Origin of the sequence: Cellulomonas oligotrophica, assembly GCF_013409875.1 — a bacterium.
GTDB classification, from domain to species: domain Bacteria; phylum Actinomycetota; class Actinomycetes; order Actinomycetales; family Cellulomonadaceae; genus Cellulomonas; species Cellulomonas oligotrophica.
On record NZ_JACCBK010000001.1, the window covers coordinates 3,474,044 to 3,490,403 of the forward strand.

Genomic DNA, 16,360 nt, shown 5'->3' on the forward strand with positions numbered 1-16,360 from the left:
GGCGGGGGCGCGGGTGCGCGGCCGGCGTCGTCGCCCGCCGCGCGGTGCGCGTCCGGTGCAGTCAACACGTACCGACGCCCTTCGGGCCAGACCTGGACGCCTGTCGGGCACCGGCGCGTCGTCACGCCGCGGGACGCGGCCCGGAGAGGGCGGTCGCGCTCGGTACGATCGGCCCGTGACTCCCGACCAGCTCGCCGACGCCCTGCGGGGCGCTCTCGTGCACGCCGTCGACGACGGCACGTTCGCCCTCGACCCGGCCGCCGTCCCGGCCCGCGTGCACATCGAGCGACCCCGTCAGCGCGACCACGGCGACTGGGCGACGAACGTGGCGATGCAGCTGGCCAAGAAGGCCGGCACCAACCCGCGCGCCTTCGCCGAGGAGCTCGCGCGCCGGCTCGCGGACGTGCCCGGCGTCGCGGCCGTCGACGTGGCCGGCCCCGGCTTCCTCAACATCCGCCTCGAGGCGTCGGCCGCCGGCGAGCTGGCCCGCACGGTCGTCGAGCAGCGCGAGGCGTACGGCCGCAACGAGACGTTCGCGGGCGTCAAGGTCAACCTCGAGTTCGTCTCGGCGAACCCGACGGGGCCCATCCACATCGGCGGCGTGCGCTGGGCCGCGGTCGGGGACTCCCTGGCCCGCGTGCTCGAGGCGTCCGGCGCGCAGGTCACCCGCGAGTACTACTTCAACGACCACGGCGCGCAGATCGACCGGTTCGCGCGCTCGCTGCTGGCCCGCGCCCTCGGCCAGGAGGCCCCGGAGGACGGCTACGGCGGGGAGTACATCGCCGAGATCGCCGAGCAGGTCGTCGCCGACGCGATCGCCGCGGGCGAGCCCGACCCGCGCACGCTGGGCACGGCGGAGGCCACCGAGGCGTTCCGCGTGCGGGGCGTCGACCTGATGTTCGCCGAGATCAAGGCGTCGCTGCGCGACTTCGGCGTCGAGTTCGACGTGTACTTCCACGAGGACTCGCTGCACGAGTCCGGTGCCGTCGACCGGGCCGTGGCCCGGCTGCGCGAGTCCGGGCACATGTTCGAGGCCGACGGCGCGACGTGGTTGCGGACCACCGACTTCGGCGACGACAAGGACCGCGTCGTCATCAAGTCCGACGGGCAGGCCGCGTACATCGCCGGCGACATCGCCTACTACCTCGACAAGCGCGAGCGCGGGTTCGACCGCGTCGTCATCATGCTCGGCTCGGACCACCACGGGTACGTCGGCCGCATGATGGCCGTCTGCGCGGCGTTCGGCGACACCCCGCACGTGAACCTCGAGCTCCTCATCGGGCAGATGGTCAACCTGCTCAAGGACGGTCAGCCCGTCCGGATGTCGAAGCGTGCCGGGACGGTCCTGACGATCGTCGACCTGGTCGACGCGATCGGCGTCGACGCCGCGCGGTACGCCCTCGCGCGCTCGTCCAGCGACCAGGCCATCGACCTCGACCTCGACCTCCTGACGCGGGCCTCGAACGAGAACCCCGTGCACTACGTGCAGTACGCGCACGCGCGCACGGTGTCGGTGGCCCGCAACGCGGGCGAGGCGGGCGTGCGCCGCGAGGACGGGTTCGACGGCTCGCTGCTCGACCACCCGTCCGAGGCCGTGCTGCTCGGGCAGATCGCGGACTTCCCGCGCGTCGTCGCCCAGGCAGCCGACCTGCGCGAGCCGCACCGCGTGGCCCGCTACCTCGAGGAGCTCGCCGGCGCGTACCACAAGTGGTACGACCAGCGCCGGGTCACCCCGTTCGGCGACGAGGAGGTCACGGACGTGCACCGCACGCGCCTGTGGCTCAACGACGCGACGCGGCAGGTGCTCGCCAACGGGCTCGGCCTGCTGGGCGTCACGGCGCCCGACCGCAAGTGACCGACGCGCCGGCCGGGCACGCCGCGGGCGTCCCGGCCGGGGTGCCGTGGTCCACCGGCGTCGTGCGCGGCGCGGACGGCGTCGTGCGCGTGGCGGGCGCCGACGTGCACACCCTCGCGGCGGAGCACGGCACGCCCGCCTACGTGCTCGACGAGGCCGACCTGCGCGCGCGGGCCCGGGCCTTCCGGGAGGCGTTCGAGGCCGCGTGCGCGCAGGTCGGCACGGGTGCCGACGTGTACTACGCCGGCAAGGCGCTGCTCACGCGCGCGGTCGCCCGCTGGGTGCACGAGGAGGGGCTGCGCGTCGACACGGCCAGCGGCGGCGAGCTCGCGGTCGCCCTCGCGGGGGGCGTGCCGGGTGCCGACATCGGCCTGCACGGCAACAACAAGTCCGACGCCGAGCTGCACGCGGCCCTGGACGCGGGCGTCGGGCGGATCATCGTCGACTCCCTCGTCGAGGTGGACCGTCTCGCGGACCTCGTGGCCGCGCGCCGCGCCGCGGGGACGCCCACGGACGCCGCCCCGGTCATGGTCCGGCTGACGACGGGCGTGCACGCGGGCGGGCACGAGTTCATCGCGACCGCGCACGAGGACCAGAAGTTCGGGCTCTCGCTGGCCGCGGGGCCGGCCGGCGGGGACAGCCCTGCCGTCACGGCGCTGCTGCGCGTCCTGGAGCGCCCCGAGCTGCGGCTGCTCGGCCTGCACTCGCACATCGGCTCGCAGATCCTCGACCCGGCCGGGTTCGCCGCGGCTGCCGAGAAGGTCCTCGCGCTGCGCGCCGCGCTGGCCGCGCGCACCGGGGTGCTGGTCGACGAGGTCGACCTCGGCGGCGGCTACGGCATCGCGTACCTGCCGGGCGAGGTCGCGCTCGACCCGGACCGCGCGGCCAAGGAGGTCGTGCACGCGGTCGCCGACGCCTGCCGCGCGCTCGGCACCCCGCTGCCGCGCCTGTCGGTCGAGCCGGGCCGGGCGATCGTCGGCCCCGCGGGGCTGACGCTCTACACGGTGGGCACGGTCAAGCCGGTGCGGCTGGACGACGGGCGCGTGCGCACGTACGTCTCGGTCGACGGCGGCATGAGCGACAACATCCGTCCCGCGCTGTACGGCGCGCGCTACCACGCCGAGCTGGTCGGCCGGGCGTCCGACGCGGCGCCGGTGCTGGCCCGTGTGGTCGGCAAGCACTGCGAGAGCGGTGACGTGGTGGTGCACGAGGTGCAGCTGCCGGGCGACGTGCGCGCCGGGGACCTGCTCGCCGTGGCGGCCACGGGTGCGTACGGCCGGTCGATGGCGTCGAGCTACAACCTGCTGCCCCGGCCGCCGGTCGTCGCGGTCCGTGCGGGTGCGTCGCGCGTCCTCGTGCGCCGCGAGACGGTCGCCGACCTCCTCGCCCTCGACGTCGGCGACGCCTGACGCCCGCGCCGCCCCGCCCGTCCCCGGCCCGTCACGACCCGTGACGGGCCGGACGTGCTCCTGACCTGGTCCCGACGGCCGTCGCCCACCTGGGCGGCGGCCGTCGTCGTGCACCGGCGGGTGTGGCGCAGACCACCGCTCAGAAGGTTGGATAGGCAAACCTCAGTGAGGTTAGGCTCACCTCTGCGACGCGGGTGCGTCGCTCCTCCACGACGAAGGCGGTGGGCGGCGTGCGTGCGGCAGCGACCTGGCGGCGGCTGGTGAGGGCGGCCGCCGCCCTGACGACGACGGCGGCGCTGGCCGCGTGCAGCACGCTCGGGGGCGCGGCCGGGCCGGTCGCCGACGGCGGGGCCCGCCTGGCCGACGTCTCGCCCGTCGTCGACCCCCGCGCCGTCGAGGGCCCCAGCACCGCGGTCGTCGCCGACGCCGCCGTGCGCCCCGTCGCCGACGACCCGCAGCCGCAGCTGCCCGCGAGCGTCGTCGACGTGCAGGGCACGTCCGTCACGGTGACCGACGTCAGCCGCATCCTCGCGCTCGACGTGTACGGCACCCTCTCGCGCACCGTCTTCGAGCTCGGCCTCGGTGCGAACGTCGTGGGCCGGGACGTCTCGTCCGGCTTCGCGGAGATCGCCGACCGGCCGCTGGTCACCACGGGCGGGCACGACCTGTCCGCCGAGGCGATCCTCGAGCTCGCCCCCACCGTGGTCGTCACCGACACCACCCTCGGCCCCTGGGACGCGGTGCTCCAGGTCCGTGACGCGGGCGTCCCCGTCGTCGTCGTCGACCCCCACCGCGACGTCGCGACCGTCGGCGACCTGGTCCAGCAGGTCGCCGACGCGCTCGGCGTCCCCGCGCAGGGCGAGGAGCTCGCCCAGCGGGCCAGGGCCGAGATCGACGCGAAGATCGCCGAGATCGCGGCCGTCGCCCCCGCGGACCCGGCCGACCGGCTGCGGATCATGTTCCTCTACGCGCGAGGCCAGGCCGGCGTCTACTACCTGTTCGGCGAGGGGTCGGGCGCGGACTCGCTCGTGGACTCCGTCGGCGGCGTCGACGTCGCCGGCGAGATCGGCTGGGAGGGCATGCGGCCGCTCACCGACGAGGGCCTCGTCACCGCCGCACCCGACGTGATCCTCATGATGACCGACGGCCTGGAGTCGGTCGGCGGTGTCGACGGGCTGCTCGAGCGGCTGCCGGCCGTCGCGAGCACGCCGGCCGGCGAGCGACGCCGCGTCGTCGACATGGCCGACTCCCAGGTGCTGAGCTTCGGGCCGGCGACGGCGGACGTGCTCGACGCGCTCGCGGTCGCGCTGTACGCACCGGGCCAGGACGACGCGTGAGCCCGGCACCCGCCCGGGCGCTGCTCCTCGGGGGCCTCGGGGTCGCCGTCGTCGTGCTCACCCTGGTCTCGGCCGGCACCGGGCAGCTCCACGTGCCGCCCGCCGAGGTGCTCGGCTCGCTGCTGCACCGCGTCGGCCTCGACGTGGGTCCGGTGCCGACCCACCCCCACGGTGACGCGGCCCTGTGGACCGTCCGGTTCCCGCGGGTCGCGATGGCGCTGCTCGTCGGCGCCGCGCTGGCCACGGGCGGCGCGGTCATGCAGGGGGTGTTCGGCAACCCCCTCGCGGACCCGGGCGTCGTCGGGGTCTCGTCGGGCGCCGCCGTGGGGGCGTGCCTGGTCATCGTCACCGGGTGGGCGTTCGCCGGGCCCTGGACCGTGGCGCTGCTCGCCTTCGTCGGCGGGCTCGTCGCCACGCTCGTCGTGTACGCCACCGCCCGCGCCGGCGGGCGCACCGAGGTGGTCACGCTCGTGCTCACCGGCGTCGCGGTGAACGCCGTCGGCGGTGCCGCGGTCGCGTTCCTCACCTTCCTCGGCGACACGCAGGCCCGGGAGCAGATCGTGTTCTGGCAGCTCGGCAGCCTCAACGGCACCCGGTGGGCGTACGTCGGCGTGGTCGCGCCCCTCGTCGTGGTCGGCGTCGCGGCTGCTCTCCTGCTGGCCCGCCGCCTCGACCTGCTCGCGCTCGGCGAGCGCAACGCCCGGCACCTGGGTGTCGACGTCGAGCGGCTGCGGCTCACGGCCGTCGTCGTCGTGGCCGTCCTCACCGCCGGCGCCGTCGCGTTCGTCGGCGTGATCGCCTTCGTCGGGCTCGTCGTCCCCCACGTGGTGCGCATGGTCGTCGGGCCCGGGCACGCGGTCCTCGTGCCCGCGTCCGCGCTCGGCGGGGCCGTGCTGCTCCTGGGGGCCGACCTCGTGGCCCGCACCGCCGTGCCGTACGCGGACCTGCCCATCGGCATGCTCACCGCGCTCGTCGGCGGCCCGTTCTTCTTCTGGCTCATCCGCCGCACCCGTCGCACCGCGGGAGGCTGGGCATGACGGCGACGGCGGCCGGTGCCGTCGTGCTCGCGGCCCGGGGCGTGCGGCTCGCGTACGGCGCGCACCGCGTGCTCGACGACGTCGACCTCGACGTGCGGGCCGGGGAGGTCGTGGCCCTCGTCGGGCCCAACGGCGCCGGCAAGTCCACCCTCCTCGGCGTCCTGGCCGGCGAGCCGCGCCCCGACGCGGGGCAGGTGCTCCTCGACGGCGCCGACCTCCGCGACCTGCCCCTGACGGACCTGGCGAGGCAGCGGGCGGTCATGCTCCAGGAGGTCCGCGTGTCCTTCCCCTTCCGGGTCCGCGAGGTCGTCGCCATGGGACGGCACCCGTGGCGCGGCACACCGGGGGAGGCCGACGACGACGCCGTCGTGGACCGCGCGCTCGTCGACGCCGACGTCGTCCCGCTCGCCGGACGCACCTTCCCGACGCTGTCCGGCGGCGAGCGTGCCCGCGCGGCGTTCGCCCGCGTGCTCGCCCAGGACGGCCGGGTGCTCCTCCTCGACGAGCCGACGGCCGCGCTCGACGTGCGGCACCAGGAGGCCGTGCTCGCCCGGGCCCGCACCGCGGCCCGCACCGGCTGCGCCGTCGTCGTCGTGCTGCACGACCTCACGCTCGCCGCCGCCTACGCCGACCGCGTCGTCGTCCTCGCCGACGGCCGGGTCGTGGCCGACGGCCCGCCGCACGCCGTCCTCACGTCGGCGCTGCTCACCGAGGTGTACGGCCACCCGCTCGAGGTCGTGCCGCGCGTCGGGACCGACGAGGTCGTGATCCTCCCGGTGCGCAGGCCCCGCCCCGTCGGCGACCCCGCCCCGTCCGCGCACCACGGCGCGGACCAGCCCGCCGACCATCCCGCCGACCACCCTGCGGCCGCCGCCGCCCGTCCCTGCGAGGTCGTCCCGTGACCGCAGCCCTCCGGAACCGGACCGCGCCGGCGCTCACCGTGCTGCTGGTCCTCGTCGCCCTCGGGCTCGTGGCCCCGGCGGGCCCCGCGGCCGCGGCGGCACGCGTCGACGTCGTGGGTCTGGACGGCCGGGCGGCCGTCGCGGCGGACGGCACGACGACGCTGACGCTGACCGGGACGGGGTTCCAGTCGGTGCCCTCCGCCCACGGCGGCATCTACGTGCTGTTCGGCTGGGTCGACACCACCGGCTCCTGGCGCCCCTCGCAGGGCGGCCTGACCGGGCAGGACCTGCGCTACGTCCCCGACAGCGAGAGCGCCGACAACGCCGGTCACCAGCGCTTCGTCGCGTTCCCGGGGTCCGACACCGCGGCCGCGGCCAACGGCGGCGTCGTCGACGCCGACGGCACCTGGAGCACGACCCTGCTCGTCCCCGGCGCCCGGTTCACCGCGACGGACCGCTCGGGAGCGCCGACCGAGGTCGACTGCACGCAGGTCACGTGCGGCGTCATCACGATCGGCGCGCACGGCGTGAAGAACGCCACCAACGAGACGTTCACGCCCGTCGACGTGGTTCTCCCGGGGGCCGCCGCACCCGCTCCCGCGGGCGACGAGCCCGACGACGCCACCGCCCCGGAACCCGCCACGAGCGGCGCACCGGCCACCGCGGCCGTCCCGAGCCCGGGCGCGGTGCGGGTCGGCGTCGACTCGACCACGGTCGTGCAGGGGCGCGTCGTGGGTTTCACCGGGCAGGGCTTCACCCCGGGGGAGCAGGTCGTGGCGGCGCTCGCGGGCGGCCTGGCGGCGCTGGGTCCGCTCGTCGCCGGCGCGCACGGCGAGGTGGCGGGCGTCCTCCAGCTGCCCGCGGACCTGCGCCCGGGCACGCACGTGCTGGGCCTGACCGCCGCGGCGTCGGGCGCGGTGGCCGAGGTCGAGCTGACGGTGGTGGCGGACCCGGTCGTGGCGGCCGCGGCCGCGGGGGCCGCCGCCGAGCCACCCGTGACGACGCCCGCGACCGTCGCGGTGGGGGTCGCGGCGCTCCTCCTCGTGGTCCTCGTCGTCTCGTCGGCCGCGACCGCGCGGCGGAGGCGCCGCGCCGCCGGTGCCGCGCAGCCCGCCCTGGCAGGTGCGCGATGAGCGCGCGCCTGCTGCGTGCCGCGTCGGCGGCCGTGCTCGGCCTGGGGGCCGCACTGGTGGCGGCACCCGCCGCGGTGGCCGACGACGTCGAGGTCGAGGTCGTCATCCCGGACGTCGGCGGGCTCGAGGTCGTCGACGCCCAGCTGCGCTGGGGTCTGAACCTGGAGGCGGGTGCGGGGGCGTACTTCGGCGGCTGCAACTTCCTGTCGGCGGGACGCGCGGGCGACGCCGGCTCGTCCCGGGTGTGGTCGCAGTCCGACGGGCTGTGGGCCGCGACCGACGGCGACGTCCGCGTCGAGAAGCCGGACGCGTCGGGCACGTGGCGCACCGCCACCTGGGCGGGCCGCTGCCTGGCGCGCGACGGGCAGCCGGTGCAGGCGGCCTCGCCCGCGAGCGCGTCCGAGAACCAGGTGGTGCTCGACGGCGGGGTCGGCTCGGTGGACCTCGACGAGGGCACCGCGACGGTCCGCTGGGCGGGGTCGTTCACGGTGGCCTTCTACGGGGGGATGACGTACTGGTCGGCGTCGGACCCGGTCCTCACGGTCGACGCCGACGGCACGGGCACGCTCACGGCCACGGCGTCGGGGTACGCGGCGAGCATGGCCGACGCGGGTGCCTGGGCGCCGGTCCCGTCGACGCCGGTGACGCTCGCGACGCTGCGCGGCGTGGAGCTGGGGGCGGACGGGTTCATGGTCACGCCCGAGTACCTCGGGGTGCGCGTGGACATGCCCGCCGACGGGACGGCGCAGGCGGCGCGGGACGCGTCGAACGCCGCCTTCTGGGGGGCCTTCCCGCAGGACTTCGTGCGCTTCCAGGCCAGGACGGGGCAGGCGTCGTACTGGTACACGAGCGGCGGGGCGCGGGACGCGGCCAAGCCGGCGACGCCGGTGGCGGTCAGCTGGGACGCGTCGTCGCCGGTCCCTGCGCCGGTCGCGCCCCCGGTCGCGGCGGCCCCGGCTGCGCCGGTGGGCGGCGCGTCGGGCGGGTCCGCGGCGGCGGGGGGTGCGTCGTCGCCCGTGGCGCGCGCCGTGACGGCGGCCTCCGAGGTCGCGTCGGCCGGGCCTGCGGCGGCGGTGGCCGCCCTGCAGGCCGCGACGGTGCTGGCGGCGGCCTCGCTGATCCCGGCGGCGGCGGCCGTGACGGGGTGGTTCGTGCTCGAGGGGCAGGCCCTGGCGTGGTCGGTCGCGGGGCTGCTGACGGCGGCGTCGGCGGCGGTCGCGGGGTTCGTCAAGGGCTGGCTCGTGCTGCCGTGGGCGCGCTGAGACCGCCCGAACGGGACTTGTCGTTCTAATTAGGTAAGGCTAACCTAAGTGAGATCCGACCCGCGGTCCGCGGGGACGACTGACGAAAGGACACCGATGTTCACTGCAGCGACCGGCCGACGCGGCGCCACGTGGCGCACGCGCACGACGGCCGGCCTCGGTGCGCTCGTGCTCGGCGGGACGGCGACCCTCGTCGCCGCCACCCCCGCGAGCGCGGCCGTGCAGGACGTGGACGACGCGACGTTCACCTGGGGCCTGAGCGGCTACGCCCAGGTCGGGATCTTCGGCGCCTGGACGTTCAAGGACCTGACGGGCACCGCGACGGTGCTCGCCGGCAGCGTCTCGGGCGGCACCCAGCAGGAGTACCTGGTCGACCCCGTGCCCGCCACGTCGTTCCCGACGAGCAAGGCGGGCCAGACGCCCAACGCGGTGCGCTTCACCGGCGGCACCGGCACCGCCGACCCCGCGACGGGCGCCGTCGACCTGGTCTGGGACGGCAGCTACACCGTCAACGCCTACCCGGCGAGCTTCAACGCCCCGAACGAGGTCTACTCCGACCCGCAGCTCGAGGTGGCGGCCGACGGCTCCGGCGAGCTGTCGTTCGACTTCACGCTCGGCGCCGGCACGGACATGAGCGGCAACCCCGTCGCGGAGACCTCCTACGGCCGCCTCACGGTCGTCACGTTCGACGAGGGCTCGATCGACGTGACCGGAGACGGCGAGGTCCGGTTCTCGCCCGACTACCAGGGCGTGACGGTCACGACGGCCGACAGCGCGGCGCAGACCACGACGTGCACCGCGACCGGCGGTGCCACCGGCTGGTGGGGCTCCTGGGCCCCGGCGTTCGTCGGCGCCGTCCCGGCGTCGGTCCGTCCGCACTTCTACTCGACCGGCTGCGGCGGCATGCAGGACAACAAGCCCGCGCTGCCCGTGGACGTCGCGTTCACGGTCGCCGAGGACGTCCCGGCGCCGGCGACCCCGCAGGTCCAGGTCTCCACGACGACGCTCGCGGCGGACGGCACCACCGACCTCACCGTCACCGGGACCGGCTTCACGGCCGCGACGGACGGCACGGCCGCGGGGATCTACGTCGCGGTCGGCCCGCTGGTCGGCGACGCGTGGTACCTCAGCGCCGCGCCCTTCCAGCACGCCAAGTACGTGCGCACGTCGTTCGCCGGCGCGGAGACGGCCACCGGTGCGCAGCTGGCCGCCGACGGGTCGTTCACCGTCACCTTCCAGGACGTCGCACCGGTCTACACCAAGGGCACGACGACGTACGACGCTGCGACGACACCGCTCAACGTCGTGACGTTCGCCGCGCAGGGCTCGCCCTACCGGGGCCTGGACACCGTCACGCCGCTGACGTTCGTCGACGCGGACGGGCTGCCCGTGGTCGTCGACATCCCGGACGAGGTCGACCCCGAGGAGCCCGGACCGGGCGAGTTCGTCTGGGCGGTCGACGGCGGCACGTCCGCGGTCAGCCTGGGCGTCGCCCAGCCGACGGCCGCCGGGTTCGGCGCGTCCGGCGCGCTGCGCACCGTCACGGTCACCGACACCCGCGCCGGTGCGCCCGCGTGGTCGCTCAGCGGTCAGGTCGGCGACTTCGCCACCGCCGACGGTGCGCTCACGTTCGGCGGCCAGTCGCTCGGCTGGAGCCCCACCCTCGGCACGAACACCGTCGGCGCGGTCGCCGGCGCCACCGTCGCCCCGGGGACTGCCGCGACGGACGGCCTGCGCTCGTCGCGCACGCTGGTCTCGGCGCCCGCCGGGCACGCGGCGGGCTCCGTCGCGGTCGACGCCGGCCTGAGCCTGCTCGCGCCCCTGACGACCGAGCCGGGCAGCTACAGCACGACGCTCGTCCTGACCGCGCTGTCCTGATGGCGCTCGTCCGGACTGCGCCGTCCTGACGGCGCCGCCCCGACCTGGGCCGGACCTCCCCTCCGCCGGCCCGCACCACCGGACGACCCGGCCCCCGCGGGCCGGGTCGTCCGGTGCGTCCCTCCTCGCCCCCGGAGAACCCCCGTGCCCCGAACCGTCCCGCCCACCCCCGTCCGCGCGCTGCTCGTCGCCGCAGCCGGTTCCCTCGCCGCGGCGCTCGCGCTCGCCGCCCCCGCAGCCGCGACCGTCCCTGCGACCACGACCACGACCACGACGACGACCACGAGCGGCGACGGTGCCGTCTCGTGGGGCGTGCGGCCCGCGGCGGCCGCGGACGGGTCCGCACGGGCGAACTTCGTCTACGAGGTCGAGCCGGGCGACGTCGTGGACGACGTCCTCGTCGTCACGAACCACGGCGCCGACCCGCTGACCCTCGACGTCTACGCCGCCGACGCGTTCACCACGCCGTCCGGGGCGCTCGACCTCCTGGCCCCCGGCACGCCGTCGACCGACCTCGGCACCTGGGTCCGCGTCGACCGGTCGTCGGTGGACCTGGCGCCCGGCGCCGAGGTCGAGGTGCCGTTCGTCGTCGAGGTGCCCGCCGACGCGCGCCCCGGCGACCACGCCGCCGGCGTCGTCACCTCGCTGCGCACGTCCCAGCCGGGGCAGACCGTCCAGGTCGACCGGCGGATGGGCGCGCGCGTGCACGTGCGCGTCGCCGGCGAGGCGGTCCCTGCGGTCGCCGCGCGCGACGGCGCGGTCGAGGTCACCGGCTCGGCGAACCCGTTCGCCCCGACGGCGGCGTTCGTGACGTACACGGTGGAGAACACGGGCGACACCCGACTGGCGGGCACGGCCGCCGTGCGCGTCGCGGGCCCCGGGGGAGCGGCTGCCGTCGAGGTCGTCGACGAGCTGCCCGAGCTCCTGCCCGGCGACGTCCTCGTGCGCCAGGTCCAGGTCGACGGCGTGTGGCCGCTGGGGCGGGCCCGCGCCGACGTCGACGTGCTCGTCGAGGGCGTCGGCCTCGGGGCGGGCTCGGCCGAGCCCCGGTCGCTGACGGCCACGACGTGGGCCGTCCCCTGGGCGCAGGTCCTGCTGCTCGGCGCCGCCGTGGGGCTCGGCCTGCTGCTCCCGCGTCTCAGCGCACGTGCACCGCGCCCAGGTCCGTGAACATCGCCCGGTTGAGGCGGAACGCCAGCTGGGCCTCCGCCACGACGCCGGCCTGCTGCGCCGGAGTGAGCGGCAGGGCGTCCAGGCGCTCGCGGTACACGTCCTTGAAGGGCTTGAGGCGGTGGATCTGCGGGAAGTCGTAGAACGACAGCCCGGCCGTCAGCCCGTAGTGCCGGGCGATCATCCGCTGCAGCACCTGCCCGCCGGACAGGTCGCCGAGGTAGCGGGTGTAGGCGTGGGCCGCGTAGAGCACGAGGTCGTCGCCCACGGCCTGCAGCCGGGTCGCGTAGGCCGTCGTGGCGGGCAGCACCCGGACCTGCGCGCGCCAGCCGTCGCCGAGCAGCGCCGCGAGGTCGGCCTTGATCGCGGGCACGCGCTCGAGCTCGTCGAAGACGAGGCCGCCGTCGGCCCCGGCGGCGCGCAGCCGGGCGCCGGCCGCCTCGAGGGCGGTGTAGACGGCGTGCTGCTGCGCGGCCAGGTCGGTGTACGCGGCGACGTCGAGCTCGCCGGCGACGAGGCGCTCGACGAACGAGGAGCGCTCGGCCTCGGTGTGCTCCTGCCGGGTGCCCGCGCGCAGGGCGGCGGAGAGCGGGACCGTGCCGACGGGCTCCGCGTCGACCGTGGTGTGCGTGGCTGCGCTCATCGGGGCTGCTCCTGGGGGAGGGGGAGGTGCCGGACGCACGGCGGGGTGCCGTCGTTCTGACAGTGTGTCACGTCGCAGCGTAGATGAGGTAAGCCTCACCTCACAAGACCCGGCGACGGGTGGGGTGGGTCCGACGCGCCCGCGGGCCGGACGCGGGTCCGCCCGCCCCTGCCCCCGCCCTATCCTGGCCAGACCACCGTCCCCCGGGGCGGTGCGCGCCCGCCGCCGTCCCGAGGAAGGCACCCCCGTGGTCCCGTCGCCCGACACCCACCCGCCCCTGCGCGTCGCCGTCCTCGGCTGCGGCGTCGTCGGCACGGAGGTCGTGCGCCGGCTCGTCACGGACGGCGACGAGCTCGCGGCCCGGGTGGGTGCGCGCCTCGAGCTCGTCGGGATCGGGGTGCGCGACGCCGACGTCGAGCGGGACCCGGTCGTGGACCGCGCGCTGCTCACCACCGACGCCACGTCGCTGGTCGAGAAGGCCGACGTCGTCGTCGAGGTCATGGGCGGGATCGAGCCCGCACGGACCCTGCTGCTGCACGCGGTCGCGCACGGCGCCGGTGTCGTCACCGCCAACAAGGCGCTGCTCGCCCAGGACGGCCCGACGCTGTACGCCGCCGCCGACGCCGCGGGCGTCGACCTCTACTACGAGGCCGCCGTCGCCGGGGCCATCCCGATCGTGCGGCCCGTGCGCGAGCAGCTCGCGGGCGACACCGTCCAGCGCGTGCTCGGCATCGTCAACGGCACCACGAACTACGTCCTCGACACCATGACCACCCAGGGCCTCGGCCTCGACGAGGTCGTCGCCGAGGCCCAGCGCCTCGGGTACGCCGAGGCCGACCCCACCGCCGACGTCGAGGGCTACGACGCCGCCGCGAAGGCCGCGATCCTCGCGTCGCTCGCGTTCCACACCCGCGTCGGCCTCGACGACGTCGACCGCACCGGCATCACCGGGCTCAGCGCCGACGACGTCGCCTGGGCGGCCCGCACGGGCCACGTGCTCAAGCTCCTCGCGGTCGCCGAGCGCGCCACCGGGCAGGACGGCACCGCCGGCGTGCTCGTGCGGGTCCAGCCCGTCCTGGTCACCGCCGACCACCCGCTCGCGAGCGTCCGCGGCGCGTTCAACGCCGTCTTCGTCGAGGCCGAGGCCGCCGGCGAGCTCATGTTCTACGGCCGTGGTGCCGGCGGTGCGCCGACCTCGTCCGCCGTGCTCGGCGACCTCGTCCAGGTCGCGCGCCACCGGGTGCTCGGCGGCAAGGGGCCGGTCGAGTCGTCCTACGCCGCGCTGCCCGTGCTGCCCGCCGGCGACGCCCGCTCCCGCTACCAGGTGCGCCTCGAGGTGGCCGACCGGCCGGGCGTGCTCGCCGCCGTCGCCGGCGCGCTCGCCGACCAGGGCGTCTCCGTCGAGGCGGTCCGCCAGACCACCGCGCTCGACGCGGACGGCCGGCCCGTCGCCACCCTCGTCATCACCACCCACACCGCCACCGAGCGCGCCGTGCGCGCGACCGTGGACGTCGTCGACGCCCTCGACGCCGTGCACCGCGTCGTGCAGGTGCTGCCGGTGCTCTGACCCGCACGCCCCGCAGGACCCCGAACCAGCGCGCAGCACCGACCCCGAGGACCCACCGATGGCCCACCAGTGGCGCGGCATCATCGCCGAGTACGCCGACCGCCTGCCCGCGCACGTGCAGCAGCACGTCGTCACGCTGGGGGAGGGCGGCACGCCGCTCGTGCCCGCCCCCGCGCTGTCGGCCCGCACGGGCGCCGACGTGCACCTCAAGGTCGAGGGCATGAACCCCACGGGCTCGTTCAAGGACCGCGGCATGACCACCGCGATCTCCGCGGCGGCCGCCCGGGGCGCCCGGGCCGTGGTCTGCGCGTCCACCGGCAACACGTCGGCGTCGGCCGCCGCGTACGCGACCCGCGCCGGGATGGTCTGCGCCGTGCTCGTCCCCGACGGCAAGATCGCCATGGGCAAGCTCAGCCAGGCCGTCGCCCACGGCGCGCTCCTGCTGCAGGTCGACGGCAACTTCGACGACTGCCTCGTCGCCGCCCGCAAGCTCGCCGAGGCGTACCCCGTCGAGCTCGTCAACTCGGTCAACCCCGACCGCATCGAGGGGCAGAAGACCGCGTCCTTCGAGGTCGTCGACGCGCTCGGCGACGCCCCGGACGTGCACGTGCTGCCGGTCGGCAACGCCGGCAACATCACCGCATACTGGAAGGGCTACCGTGAGTACGCGGGCCTGGACGCGGGCGACGCGCACCCGGCCGTGGCGACCCGGACCCCGGTCATGTGGGGCTTCCAGGCGGCCGGCGCCGCGCCGATCGTGCTCGGCCACCCCGTCGACGCGCCCGAGACCATCGCGACCGCGATCCGCATCGGCAACCCCGCCTCGTGGCAGCAGGCCGAGGAGGCCCGCGACGTGTCGGGCGGGCTCATCGGCTCCGTCACCGACGCCCAGATCCTCGCCGCGCACCGCGTGCTGTCCGCCGAGGCCGGCGTCTTCGTCGAGCCCGCGTCGGCCGCGGGCGTGGCCGGGCTGCTCGCGCTCGCCGACGAGGGGCGCGTCCCCGCGGGCGCGCGGATCGTCGTGACCGTCACGGGCCACGGCCTGAAGGACCCGCAGTGGGCGCTGCGCACGGCCGACGGCGACGAGGTGCGCCCCCAGCGCGTCAGCACCGACGTCGTGTCGATCGCCGACGCGCTCGGCCTGGCCTGAGGGGCACCGGCATGCGCATCGGGGCCGCGCACGTGCGCGTCCGTGTGCCCGCGACCTCGGCCAACCTCGGCCCCGGCTTCGACGCGCTGGGCCTGGCGCTCGCGCTGCACGACGAGCTCGAGGTGCACGTGCTCGACGCGCCCGGCGTGCGGGTCGACGTGGAGGGCGAGGGCGCGGGCGTCGTGCCCGACGACGAGCGGCACCTCGTGGTGCGCGCGCTGCGCACCGCGCTGGACGCCGTCGGCGCCCCGCAGCCCGGGCTGCACCTCGTGTGCCGCAACCGGGTGCCGCACGGTCGCGGCCTCGGGTCCTCCGCGGCCGCCGTCGTCGCGGGCGTGCTCGCGGCGCGCGCGCTGCTCGCCGACCCGGACGCCCTCGACGACGACGCGGTGCTCACGCTGGCGACGCAGATCGAGGGCCACCCCGACAACGCCGCGCCCGCGCTGCTCGGCGGGCTGACCCTGGCGTGGACGGACGCCGACGACGTGCGCGCCGTGCGGCTGCCCGTGCACCCCGACGTCGTCCCCGTCGTGGCCGTGCCCGCCCAGCACCTGTCGACGGCGAAGGCGCGCGGGGTGCTCCCGTCCCAGGTGCCGCACGCCGACGCCGCCGCGCAGGCCGCCCGGGCGGCGCTGCTCGTCGAGGCGCTCGGGCGGCGGCCCGACCTGCTCCTGCCCGCGACGCAGGACCTGCTGCACCAGGAGCACCGGCGCCCGGTGATGCCGCGGTCGCTCGCGCTCGTCGACGCGCTGCGCGCCGCGGGCGTCGCCGCCGTGGTCTCGGGCGCCGGCCCCACGGTCCTCGCCCTCGCCCGGCGGACCGGCCCGGGCGCCACCGACGCGGACGCGGCGCTCGCGCAGGCCGTGGCGTCCGACGCCGACGGCTGGCGGGTCACGGCCCTGCCCGTCGACACCGCGGGTGCGTCGGCGACGGTCGTGGCGGACGTCGCGGGCCGATGACCGGCGCCGGCCCCACGGCGGGGTGAACGGCGGTCGATCTACCCGGCCGTGACGTGCG

The 16,360-nt window shown here is 76.6% G+C and carries 13 protein-coding genes; 12 read left to right on the top strand and 1 reads right to left on the bottom strand.

Features of this window, described 5'->3' with window-relative positions; translation table 11 throughout:
• Positions 1-175 precede the first annotated feature (175 nt).
• The 9 genes from argS (at position 176) to BKA21_RS15880 (ending at position 11,983) form a co-directional block, all read left to right on the top strand.
• Positions 176-1,855 (top strand): arginine--tRNA ligase, encoded by a 1,680-nt coding sequence (argS, locus tag BKA21_RS15840; protein WP_170209075.1) that lies wholly within the window; start codon positions 176-178, stop codon positions 1,853-1,855.
• Positions 1,852-3,264: a diaminopimelate decarboxylase gene (gene lysA / locus BKA21_RS15845; RefSeq protein ID WP_140459909.1), complete on the top strand. Its 1,413-nt coding sequence runs from the start codon at positions 1,852-1,854 to the stop codon at positions 3,262-3,264. Before argS ends, lysA begins: the two co-directional genes overlap by 4 nt.
• Positions 3,265-3,494: 230 nt before the next feature.
• Positions 3,495-4,601 (top strand): heme/hemin ABC transporter substrate-binding protein, encoded by a 1,107-nt coding sequence (locus BKA21_RS15850; RefSeq protein WP_140459910.1) that lies wholly within the window; start codon positions 3,495-3,497, stop codon positions 4,599-4,601.
• The gene (locus BKA21_RS15855; protein ID WP_140459911.1) at positions 4,598-5,638 is read left to right on the top strand and encodes a FecCD family ABC transporter permease; all 1,041 of its coding nucleotides are present in this window, start codon (positions 4,598-4,600) and stop codon (positions 5,636-5,638) included. The genes BKA21_RS15850 and BKA21_RS15855 overlap by 4 nt, the downstream gene beginning before the upstream one ends.
• Positions 5,635-6,540 carry a heme ABC transporter ATP-binding protein gene (locus BKA21_RS15860; RefSeq protein ID WP_140459912.1) on the top strand — a complete coding sequence of 302 codons (906 nt, stop codon included), beginning with the start codon at positions 5,635-5,637 and terminating at the stop codon, positions 6,538-6,540. The genes BKA21_RS15855 and BKA21_RS15860 overlap by 4 nt, the downstream gene beginning before the upstream one ends.
• Positions 6,537-7,673: a hypothetical protein gene (locus BKA21_RS15865; protein WP_203793518.1), complete on the top strand. Its 1,137-nt coding sequence runs from the start codon at positions 6,537-6,539 to the stop codon at positions 7,671-7,673. Before BKA21_RS15860 ends, BKA21_RS15865 begins: the two co-directional genes overlap by 4 nt.
• Positions 7,670-8,935, top strand: a complete 1,266-nt coding sequence (locus BKA21_RS15870; protein ID WP_140459913.1) for a hypothetical protein — start codon at positions 7,670-7,672, stop codon at positions 8,933-8,935. Before BKA21_RS15865 ends, BKA21_RS15870 begins: the two co-directional genes overlap by 4 nt.
• 96 nt (positions 8,936-9,031) lie before the next feature.
• Positions 9,032-10,813: a hypothetical protein gene (locus BKA21_RS15875; RefSeq protein WP_140459914.1), complete on the top strand. Its 1,782-nt coding sequence runs from the start codon at positions 9,032-9,034 to the stop codon at positions 10,811-10,813.
• A 144-nt stretch (positions 10,814-10,957) separates the two neighbouring features.
• A complete protein-coding gene (locus tag BKA21_RS15880) occupies positions 10,958-11,983 on the top strand; it encodes a DUF916 domain-containing protein (protein WP_140459915.1) in 1,026 nt (341 codons plus the stop codon).
• Here the strand turns inward: BKA21_RS15880 and BKA21_RS15885 are convergent.
• Positions 11,952-12,626, bottom strand: a complete 675-nt coding sequence (locus BKA21_RS15885) for a biliverdin-producing heme oxygenase (RefSeq protein ID WP_140459916.1) — start codon at positions 12,624-12,626, stop codon at positions 11,952-11,954. The two genes, BKA21_RS15880 and BKA21_RS15885, sit on opposite strands and share 32 nt — an antisense overlap.
• Before the next feature lie 247 nt (positions 12,627-12,873).
• On the opposite strand from BKA21_RS15885, the gene BKA21_RS15890 reads away from it, so the two are divergent.
• The 3 genes from BKA21_RS15890 to thrB are packed head-to-tail and all read left to right on the top strand — an operon-like array spanning position 12,874 to position 16,302.
• On the top strand, positions 12,874-14,193 hold the full coding sequence (locus tag BKA21_RS15890) for a homoserine dehydrogenase (RefSeq protein WP_140459917.1): 1,320 nt from the start codon (positions 12,874-12,876) through the stop codon (positions 14,191-14,193).
• A 58-nt stretch (positions 14,194-14,251) separates the two neighbouring features.
• Positions 14,252-15,343, top strand: coding sequence for a threonine synthase (thrC, locus tag BKA21_RS15895; protein ID WP_140459918.1), 1,092 nt, complete (start codon positions 14,252-14,254; stop codon positions 15,341-15,343).
• A gap of 11 nt (positions 15,344-15,354) precedes the next feature.
• A complete protein-coding gene (thrB, locus tag BKA21_RS15900; RefSeq protein ID WP_140459919.1) occupies positions 15,355-16,302 on the top strand; it encodes a homoserine kinase in 948 nt (315 codons plus the stop codon).
• Positions 16,303-16,360: the final 58 nt, after the last annotated feature.